At 70.3% G+C, this 9854-nt stretch carries 10 protein-coding genes; 9 read left to right on the top strand and 1 reads right to left on the bottom strand.

Annotation, left to right across the window (positions count from 1 at the left end; translation table 11 throughout):
* The first annotated feature begins 92 nt into the window (after positions 1-92).
* The 9 genes from EUC46_RS10905 to EUC46_RS10865 all read left to right on the top strand — a co-directional run bounded on the left by EUC46_RS10905 (position 93) and on the right by EUC46_RS10865 (position 8515).
* Positions 93-839, top strand: coding sequence for a polyphosphate kinase 2 family protein (locus EUC46_RS10905; RefSeq protein WP_338324479.1), 747 nt, complete (start codon positions 93-95; stop codon positions 837-839).
* 119 nt (positions 840-958) lie between these two features.
* Complete coding sequence (gene greA / locus EUC46_RS10900) at positions 959-1453, top strand: transcription elongation factor GreA (RefSeq protein WP_128774184.1); 495 nt, start codon at positions 959-961, stop codon at positions 1451-1453.
* Positions 1454-1756: 303 nt separating this feature from the next.
* Positions 1757-2212, top strand: a complete 456-nt coding sequence (locus EUC46_RS10895; RefSeq protein WP_128774183.1) for a phage holin family protein — start codon at positions 1757-1759, stop codon at positions 2210-2212.
* Positions 2209-2688 (top strand): hypothetical protein, encoded by a 480-nt coding sequence (locus EUC46_RS10890; protein WP_128774182.1) that lies wholly within the window; start codon positions 2209-2211, stop codon positions 2686-2688. The genes EUC46_RS10895 and EUC46_RS10890 overlap by 4 nt, the downstream gene beginning before the upstream one ends.
* 152 nt (positions 2689-2840) lie before the next feature.
* Positions 2841-3044 (top strand): DUF3073 domain-containing protein, encoded by a 204-nt coding sequence (locus EUC46_RS10885; RefSeq protein ID WP_128774188.1) that lies wholly within the window; start codon positions 2841-2843, stop codon positions 3042-3044.
* A gap of 270 nt (positions 3045-3314) precedes the next feature.
* Positions 3315-3971 carry a TetR/AcrR family transcriptional regulator gene (locus EUC46_RS10880; RefSeq protein ID WP_164918819.1) on the top strand — a complete coding sequence of 219 codons (657 nt, stop codon included), beginning with the start codon at positions 3315-3317 and terminating at the stop codon, positions 3969-3971.
* Entirely contained in the window at positions 3958-5247 is a 1290-nt protein-coding gene (locus EUC46_RS10875; RefSeq protein ID WP_128774180.1) for an MFS transporter, read from the top strand. Before EUC46_RS10880 ends, EUC46_RS10875 begins: the two co-directional genes overlap by 14 nt.
* On the top strand, positions 5240-7759 hold the full coding sequence (locus EUC46_RS10870) for an ABC transporter permease (protein ID WP_128774179.1): 2520 nt from the start codon (positions 5240-5242) through the stop codon (positions 7757-7759). Before EUC46_RS10875 ends, EUC46_RS10870 begins: the two co-directional genes overlap by 8 nt.
* A gap of 3 nt (positions 7760-7762) precedes the next feature.
* Positions 7763-8515, top strand: a complete 753-nt coding sequence (locus tag EUC46_RS10865; protein WP_128774178.1) for an ABC transporter ATP-binding protein — start codon at positions 7763-7765, stop codon at positions 8513-8515.
* Positions 8516-8677: 162 nt separating this feature from the next.
* Here EUC46_RS10865 and purM read toward each other — a convergent pair whose 3' ends face one another.
* The gene (purM, locus tag EUC46_RS10860) at positions 8678-9853 is read right to left on the bottom strand and encodes a phosphoribosylformylglycinamidine cyclo-ligase (RefSeq protein WP_421701755.1); all 1176 of its coding nucleotides are present in this window, start codon (positions 9851-9853) and stop codon (positions 8678-8680) included.
* Between the last annotated feature and the right edge of the window lies 1 nt (position 9854).

Here is a 9854-nt window from a genome sequence, read left to right as displayed (position 1 = left end):
TTCTACAACCACGACCGCCGACACAGCACAGCCGACATGCAGAGCCCCATCGACTACGAGACCAACACGGCCCAGGGCCTGCCCAAAACCGCATAAGGAAGCCCTCCACGATTCGGGGGGAACCACAGAGCTTCACCCAGCGCGTGGAGACCATCCATGGCTTCGAGCGCGAACTGGTCACCCAAGGGACGGCGATCATTAAGATCGCGCTCATGGTCTCCTACCAGGAGCAGGGGCTGCGGCTGCTGGAGCGGGTGGATCGCCCGGACAAGCACTGGAAGTACTCGTCGGGGGACATGGGCGTGCGCAGCCAGTGGTTCGCCTACCAGTCCATCTACGAGCGGACCCTGGCGGCCACCTCCTTCGCCGAGGCGCCCTGGCACGTTATCCCGGCGGACAATAAGTGGTTCGCCCGCCTGGCCGTCACCGAGCTGCTGCTGCGCACCCTGGCCGAGCTCGACGTCAGGTGGCCCCGAGCGCACTTCGACGTTGAGGTCGAACGCGAGCGGATCCGCGCCACCATTCCGCCCGAGGACGTGGTTCGCTACGACGCCCAGCGCCCCCAAAAGCTTGAGCGCGTCACCAGGCGCATTGCCCAGGTCGACGCCGCGGCCACCTACCTGTCGGACTGCGAGGAGGTTCTGGCCGCCGACGGCGAGCCGCACCGCCACCGACCGGGGACAACGGGCAGTGCTCCCCCAGACCCCGAGCAATCACCGGGCAGGGCCGCCAAGCGGAGGGCCAAGTCGAGCAAGACCGGCAAGAAGCCGGGCCGGGGGGCCACACTGCGGGCGGGTAAGAAGGGCCGGGGAGAACACCCCGGGAAGAAGAACAGGTGAGGCTACGGCGGTAGACTCCCCCACCATGACCCGGCCCAGGTCTCACCTCGCCTCGAAGAAGGTGGTGGCGGCCCTGGGCCCGCGCCCTTAGCGGCGCACCAATCACCCGAGGAGACTCCATGTCCGAGGAAAGCACCGACAAGCAGAGCACCTGGCTCACCCAGGAGGCTTTTGACCGTCTCACCGCCGAGCTCCAGCGCCGTAAGACGGTGGAGCGCAAGGAGATCGCGCAGCGCGTCGAGGCCGCCCGCCAGGAGGGTGACCTGCGCGAGAACGCCGGCTACCACGCCGCCCGAGAGGAGGCCGGGCTCAATGAGGCTCGTATCATCCAGCTCGAGGATCTGCTGGATCACGCCCAGATCGGTGAGGCGGCCTCTGACGGCACGGTTTCAGCCGGCACCATCGTGACCGCCCGCGTCGGGGGCAAGGAGCAGATCTTCGCCCTCGGGGGCCAGGAGATCACTGCCGACGTCCCTGAGGGGGTCAAGGTCTTCTCCCCCGACGCCCCCCTGGGCAGGGCCCTCATGGGACACCGTGCGGGCCAGAGCGTTACCTATGAGGCCCCCAACGGTCGCCAGATCTCCGCCGAGATCGTCGACGTCACCCCTCTATAACACCGGTGGCCGCTCCCTGGTTGGGAGCGGCCACCATTAATGAAGCTAATGAAGCTAATGAAGCGACGCGAACGACGGCGCACAGGGGCCGGGCCGACTCGCACCCGGCCCGACAGGGGCACGGCCGCCCCGCCCGGGCGCCCGGGACGCAGCGTCAACTGAATCCTGTCCCTGGTGGGACGCGCCGGCCCCATCAGGGCGCCCGGGACGCAGCGGGCACCGTCACACCCCGGCCTATGAGATTCTTGGGACTGCGGGCCCTACCCGCCCCTCAGTTCCACGCCGAGGCGAAGAAGGTCTTATATGCCCCCGAACCAGCCCCCCGAACCGTCGACGACATCTCCGTCGCGCCCTCCGCAGCCCACGCTTGGCGAACTCATCTCCAGGATCTCGGAGAACCTCACGGCCCTGGTGCGCGGAGAGATCGACCTGTTCAAGGCCCAAGCACGGATCACGGGCAAGCACCTGGGCCTGGGCGCCGGCATCCTGGCGGCCGCCAGCGTCATGGCGCTTTTCGGCCTGGGCTACATCCTGGGATCCCTGACCGAGGCCCTGGCCCTGGCCCTGCCCATGTGGGCCGCCAAGCTCATTGTTGCCATTGTGCTCCTCATTGTTGCATTCATTGCGGCGCGGGCGGGCATGAAGAAGCTGGAGGAGGGCCGCCAGAGCATGCCGGATCCGCGGGCCAGTATCCAGGCCGACGTCGACGCCGTCACCGCCTCCTTCACGGCGGGCTTGAGCAAGGGAGAGCAGAAGTGAGCGCCACACGGGACACCAGTCCGTCCTTCACCGGCATTGAGGCGGAGGTGGAGCGCCGTCGTGCCGCCCTGACCACCGACCTGGAGCTCCTGGGCACCATGGTGGCCCCCGAGGCGGTCAAGGCCCAGGCGCAGGCGGCGGCAAGCGCCACCGCCCGACAGGCCATGGCCTACGTCAAGACCGCGGCCAGCCGCAAGATCACGGACCTGGCCGATTCCGCCGCCCAAGCCGCCTCAGAGGCCGTCGACAATGCTGCCCGCCGGCTCGCGAGTCTGCGCGGCCGTCTTGACGAGACCCTCGCCGGCTCGACGGCCGAGGTCAAGGCCACCACCCCCATGGATCTCAAGACGCGCCTGACCCGCCTGGTGGATGACGCCCGCGACGGCGACCCCCTGGCGCTGGCAGTGGTCACCGGCACCGCGGTAGCGCTGGTGGGCCTCGGCGCGTTCGCCGTGGTCAAGGCCGTGCGGCGTTAGCCCGCCCATAGCGCCCATAGGGCCGCGGCACCGCACCGCGAGCCCGAATGGTGCTCACATGGGCCAACGTTGTACGGTTGGCCCACGACACATTTGCCCAGATGGAGCGCGCCCACGAGCGCGCCAGAGACATGTTGGAGGGGGTCGAGCCTATGGGGCGCGGCCGTCAGAAGGCCAAGGCGACGAAGGTTGCCCGCAAGCTCAAGTACTTCAGCCCGAATACGGACTACGCGGCGCTCGAGCGAGAGCTCGCCTCTGCGTCCTCCGGTGCGGACGCTGACGATGAGATCGACTACGAAGCGTTGGCCTCCAAGTACGACGTCGACGACGACTGGGACGACGGCGACAGCAAGTAGCTGCTAGATCACACCGCCCGGGAGGGCCGGCAGGAAGTACTTCCTGCCGGCCCTCCCGCGCATTCGCGGGCCCGGCCAAACGGTCAGGGGTGCCGGCGCGAGTGCGCGGGGCCCTCCCGCGCACTCGCGGGCCCAGGCCTGGACCTGGGGCCCTCGGGGTTGCATTACGACCGCGGATGCGTATACTCGTTTCCGACCGACCGTCGGTCGAGTTTGGAGGTTATTATGGCCGCGCGCCACTTAAGCGCCGCTGCACGCAAGGATCAAATCATGGACGCCGCACGCGTCCTCTTCTTGACCAAGGGCTACGAGCCCACCACCGTCGAGGACATCCTCACCCGAGTCGGCATTGCCAAGGGCACGCTGTACCACCACTTCCCCTCCAAGGAGGCGATCATGGAGGCGATCGTCGTGCGCACCGCCGACGCCATCGCCGAGAACGCGCAGCGGGCCGCCAGCAGTGACGGCCCCGCCCTGACTCGCCTCCTGGCCGTCCTGGGCGCGGCGCGGGCTCCCGAGGACGACATTGAGCTCGCCCAGCAGTTCCGCTCCCCCAACAACACCCGCTTCTACCTGTTGTCCCTCACCGAGAGCTACAACCGGCTGGTGCCCATCATGACGCGGGTGGTCGAGGAGGGAGTGGCCGCCGGCGAACTGAACTCCCCGGATCCGCGCAGCAGTGTCGAGGTGATCCTGGCCGCCGCCTTGACCCTCCTTGACGGCGGAATCTTCCTACCCGCACCAGAGGAGGCCCGGGCCGACACCGCCCGCCGGCAGGCGGCGATCCTGTCCGCCGGCTCCTTCCTCCTCGGGGCCGACCCCCGGGTCCTGGCCTCCCTGGCCGCGCCCCTGACCACGCCGGCGAACCCCGACGACGCCGACCGGGCCGGCGCGCAAGAATCTGAGGGCACACATGCGACGGTTTAGCATCCTCGTCGCCGGGGCGCTCATCAACTCTGTGGGCAGCGGCATGACCGCCTTCGCCTTGGGCGCCTGGGCCTTCACCACCTTCGGCACCGCCTCGGCGGTGGCCCTGGTCCAGCTGTGCGCCTTCGCTCCCATGGTGATGCTCGGGCCAGTGGCCGGCAGTCTCGCCGACCGTCACGACCGGCGCACCATAATGATCCTGGGCGATGGCGGGTCGGCTCTGGGCCTGCTGGTGGTCCTGGTGGCCCTCAGCCGCCCCACCCCGTCGCTGCCCCTGGTGCTGGCCGGTGTCACCCTGTCCTCCTGCCTGGCGAGCCTGACCGAGCCGGCCCTGCGCGCCACCGTCAACGACCTGGTGCCCTCCGAGCTCTACACCCGCTCCTCGAGCATGCTCCAATTGGCGGCCTCATCGAAGTTCCTTCTCTCCCCGTTCCTGGCCGGCCTGCTCATGCCGCGCCTCGGCGTGGCCGGCATCCTGTGGATAGACATCTCCACCGTCGTGGTGACCGTCTGCTGCACCCTGTACGTGCGCCGCCTGGTGGGCGCCAAGGCCACTCCGACCCGGGACGGCAGCCCTCTGGCGGGGCTGCGCGAGACCGCCGGCCTGCTCGCCGGCCGTCCAGCGGTGGCCTCGGCAATCGGCCTGGCCTCCCTGCTGACCGTGATCCTGGGGGTGCTCCAGGTCCTTCTCGGGCCGGTCCTACTGCCCAACTACCCGGTTTCAGCAGTCGGCACCGCGCAGTCGGTGGCCGCCACCGGCATGCTCGTTGGCGCCGCCGCCGTCTCCCAACTCGGGCGCGTGCGCCCCGCGTTCCTGCTGGGCATTGGCGTCCTCGGCGTGGGAGTGGGCATGAGCGCACAAGTCGCCAGTGCCTCCCTGGCGTGGGTCTCCGGCTGCTGCTTCCTGGTCTTCGCGAGCCTGGCCCAGTGCAATACCGGGGCGGAGATCATTGTGCGCACCTCCATCCCCGGCGAGCACCAGGGCCGCGCCTGGGGCCTCATCGGCCTGCTCTCCCAAATGGGGTTCCTGGTGGCCTATCTTCTGGCGGGCCCGACCGCCGACCACGTCTTCGAACCGCTCCTGCGCCACGGCGGCGCCCTGGCCCACGGGCTCGGCCCCGTGACCGGCATTGGGCCGGGGCGCGGCACCGCCCTGCTCATAGCCGTATGCGGACTGGGCGCCCTGGCCCTGATTCCCGCCGCGCTGAGCCCGCAAATGCGCACCGTGCCCGCGCCCCAGAAGCCCGCAACCCGGAAGGTGAAGACCCGTGCGTGAGATCATTCTTCGACTGCTTCGCGCCGAGCTGCGCCGCTCCCGTACGGTCTCGGCCACGCTCCTGGTCCTCATCGCCATCTCCGCCGCCCTCAGCGGCACCGGAATGGCGCTGGTCCTGCGCACCATGAGCGCCACGGAGGTGTTCTGGGAGCAGGCGGTCCCCCCGGACCTGGTGCAGATGCACAGTGGGGAGTTGACCGCCGAGGACGCTGAGCGCATTGACCAGTGGGCCAGGCAGAACCCGGACGTGACCGACCTCATGATCATGGAGACATTGCCGGTAGCCGGCTCCCAGCTGTGGATCAACGGCGCCTCCCAGGTCAGCTCGGTGCTGGAACCGGCCCTGGTCACCGCCCCGGAGCGCTTCGACCTGCTGCTGACCCCCGACGGTCGGCGCGCCGACCCCGCCCCGGGTGAGATCTGGCTGCCTGTGCACTACCAGGCCACCGGCGCCGCCCAGGTCGGTGACGCGGTGCGCCTGACCGCCGGCTCGCAGACCCTGGAGCTGCGTGTGGCCGGCTTCGTGCGCGACGCCCAAATGAACCCGTCGATCGTCACCTCCAAGCGCCTCGTCGTCTCCCAGGCCGACTATGAGGCGGTGGCGCCCTACCTGACCCCCGAATACCTCGTTGAGATGCGCGCCGCCCCGGGCGCCAGCACCGCCGCCCTGGAAGACAGCTACGCCGCCGCCAATCTGCCCTCCCAGGGGGTGTCCGTCAGTTCCACGGTGTTCCGGCTGGCCAATGGCCTGAGCACCTACCTGCTGGCGGCGGCCGTCCTGCTCGTGGCGGGCCTGCTCATGGTGGTGGTGCTCCTGGCGCTGCGTTTCGCCCTGCTGAGCTCCTTCGAGGAGGACCTGGGGGAGATCGGGACGCTCAAGGCCATTGGCGCGCCCTCACGCGCCCTGCGCGGGCTCCACCTGGTCAAATACGCGGCCCTGGCGGTGGCGGGCACCTGTGCGGGCCTGGCCGCCGGCTACCCGCTGGCGGGAGCGCTGGAGCGCCCGATTCGCCTCTACCTGGGGCGGCCCACCGGCGTGCTCCCAGTGGTACTGGCTCCAGCGCTGGGCGCCCTGATTGCGGCGGCACTGGTGGTGGCCTCCTCCTGGCTGCTGCTGGCGCGCATTGACCGACTCGGCGTCTGCCAGGCGCTGCGCGCCGCAGCTACCGGCTCGAGCGCCCCCACGCCTCGACGACGTCGTCTGCGCGCCTTCCTGGCCCGCCGCCGGCCCGGGGCCGCCGGGCGCGCCAAGGCCCCGGGCGCCGTATCCAGTGCGAAGAGCCCCCGTCAGGCGGACCAGGCCACCACCGGATCTAACTCGACCTCCGGACCGGCCGCCCCGACCGAGGGCGACCCGGATGGCCCGGCACGCGAACGGCGTCACCGCCTCGTGCCGACGCTGCTGCGCTCCCCCGCCCCCGTCCCCGACCACCTGGGCCTGACCGGTGCTCTTCAGCGCGCCAACATTCTGCTGGTGGGCGTCATCGCCCTGTGCGTCCTGGTCATGGTCATCCCCGCCAGCGTGCTGTCCACCGTGGACAGCCCCCGTTTCGCCACCTATATGGGCATAGGGGAGGCGGACGTGCGCGTGGACGTGCGCGACGGCGTGACCACCACCGAGCAGGTGGAGTCCGCCCTGGGCTCGCGCCCCGAGGTCACTCGGCATGCGGTGCTCGTGTGGGACCGCTACGAGCTGAGTGTCCCGGGCGGGCAGTGGCAGACGGTGGCCGTGGAGTCCGGGGACCACAGCGTCTTCCCGGTGGCCTACCAGAGCGGCACCGCGCCGGCGGGGCCCGAGGAGATCGCCCTGTCCCACAACGAGGCCTCCGAGCTGGGCGTCGCAGTCGGGGCCCACATCCTCATCCGGGTCGAGGGCCAGGAACGCACGCTCACCGTCACCGGCATCTACCAGGACATCTCCAACGGCGGACGCACCGCCAAGGCCCGCCTGGGGGCCTCCCAGACGCCCCTGTGGCAGGTGGTCTACCTCGACCTGACCGATGAGGCCGACGCCCAGAGCGTCGCCGACGCACTGGCCGCGGAACTGCCCGGGGCCAAGGTCACCCTGGTATCCCAGTACGCCGCCCAGACCATGGGCGCCACTATCGGCCAACTGCGCACCGTCACCCTGGTGGCGGCCGTGGCCGGGTGCATGCTGGCGCTGGTCATTACCGCCATGAGTGCGACCCTGCTCATTGCCCGCGAGCGCGGTCTCATTGCCACCCTAAGGGCCATTGGGGCCGGCCGGTCGACGCTGCGCCGCATGTACCTGGTGCGCTTCGGGGCGCTGGCGGTGGCCGGCACCGTACTGGGCGTGGTGCTGGCCCAGGTGCTCGGGCAAAGCGGTTTCAGCCTGGCCCTGGCCCAACTCGGCGCGCCCGGCGTCGAGCTCGTCCCCGATCCCCTGGTGTGCTGGCTCGTTCTCCCGCTGGCCATGCTCGCCTCCACCATGACCGCTGCGGCGCTGGGCCTGGGCGGTCTCAACCGCGTCCGACTCGTTGAACAGGAGTGACTCGTGCTCACGGCTACTAATATCACCAAGAATTACCCCGGGGCGCCGGGCGTATTGGGAGGCATTGACCTGACAGTTCCCGACGGTCAGTTCCTGGCCATTATGGGGCCCTCGGGCTCGGGGAAGTCGACGCTACTGCACATTCTGTCGGGGATGGAACCACCCACCGGGGGCAGTGTGCATCTGGATGGCCGGGAGTTGACGCAATTGGCCGAGCGGGACCTGGCGGCCCTGCGGCTGCGGCACTTGGGCTTCGTCTTCCAGCAGCCCCGAATGCTCCAGGCGCTGTCACTGCGGGACAATGTGGCCCTGCCCGGGCTGCTGGCGGGCCGGGTGTCGCGCAGCCGGGTCGCGGCCAGGGCCGATGAGCTCATGTCCGCCATGGGGGTGGCCCGGGTCGCTTCGCACCTGCCCTCCCAGGTCTCCGGCGGGCAGCTGCAACGGGCCTCGATCTGTCGGGCGCTCATTAACGGGGCCCGCACGCTCATGGGCGACGAGCCCACTGGCGCCTTGAACCGGGCCTCAGCCGAGCAGGTCCTGGACTTGCTGGCGGGCGTGCACCGCCAGGGGCACACCCTGGTGGTGGTCACCCACGACCCGCAGGTGGCCGCGCGGGCGGACCGGGTGCTGGCGCTCGTGGACGGCGCCATAACCACGGACCTGGACCTGGGAACCTGCCCCAGCCCTTGCAGCGAGGAGGTGCGCGCCGAGCGCGTTGGGGAGGTCAGTGCGCTCATGACCGCCCTGGGCGTCTAGGGCGCCCCCCAAGCTCCTGCTGGCTAGGGCCCCAAAGCGCTCCTGGCGCCCGCGGCTCCTGGCTCCCGCGACCATGGTGCCGGCCCCGCTTAAGCGGGGCCGGCACCATGGTCGCGGGGTATTGCGGTCCTAAGGCTCTCCCTCCCGGGCAGCGGGTTGGGCTCAGACTGTGCGGTATTCGCCGTGAATGTCGACGGCGCCGCCGTCCACGCCCTTAGTCCCCGCCACGATTCGGCCACGCGGGCTGCCGCTGGCGGCCTCGCGGACCTCACCCAGGACCCAGGCGGGGACGCCGGCTTTGGTGGAGGCGGCCACGGCGGCGTCCACGCTGGCGGGATCCACCACGGCCACCATGCCCACCCCCAGGTTGAGGGTGGTCTCCATGTCCTCCCACAGCACCGCGCCCAGGGCGCGCATGACGTCGAACACTGGGGGGACCACCCAGGAGGAGCGGTCCACCTCGGCGACAAGGCCGGTGGGAAGAACCCGGGCCAGGTTCGCCGCCAGGCCGCCGCCGGTGACGTGGGCCAGGGCGTGGATGGGGGCGGGGTTGTCGTCGGTGGCCAGGGAGTCGATCATGTCCAGGCAGGTGCGCGCATACAGGCGCGTGGGTTCGAGAAGCTCCTCGCCCAGGGCACGGCCCAGCTCCGGCACCTGGCGCTCCAGCTCCCAGTCGGCGTACTCGATGACGCTGCGCACCAGGGAGTATCCGTTGGAGTGCAGGCCCGAGGAGGCCATGGCCACCAGGACGTCGCCGGGGCGCACGCGTTCAGCGCCCAGGACTCGGTCCGCCTCGACCACGCCGGTGGCGGCGCCGGCGAGGTCATACTCGTCGGGCTCCATGAGACCGGGGTGCTCGGCGGTCTCCCCGCCCAGCAGGGGGGTGCCCACGGCTGCGCAGGCGGTGGCGATGCCGCGCACAATGTCGGCCACGCGTTCGGGGATCACGCGCCCGCAGGCAATGTAGTCGGTCATGAACAGCGGTCGGGCGCCGACGGTCACAATGTCGTCCACGACCATGCCCACCAGGTCCTGGCCGATGGTGTGGTGGATATCGAGGGCCTGGGCGATGGCGACCTTGGTGCCCACACCGTCGGTGGAACCGACCAGCAGGGGGCGGCGGTAGTCGCGCAGCTCGGAGACGTCGACCATTCCGGCGAAGCCACCAACGCCGCCGACCACTGCCGGGGTCGAGGTGGCGGCCACGGACGCTTTCATGAGCTCGACGGCGCGGTCCCCGGCGGCGGTGTCTACACCTGCGGAGGCGTAGGTGATGCCCACGGGGGCGGCCGTGGAGTCGGAGGGGGCGGTACTTGGCTGGGTCGGCTGAGTGGGCAGG

The sequence above is a fragment of the Actinomyces oricola genome, assembly GCF_004104015.1.
Taxonomy (GTDB): Bacteria; Actinomycetota; Actinomycetes; order Actinomycetales; family Actinomycetaceae; genus Actinomyces; species Actinomyces oricola.
This window is presented reverse-complemented; position numbering and strand designations above follow the sequence as displayed.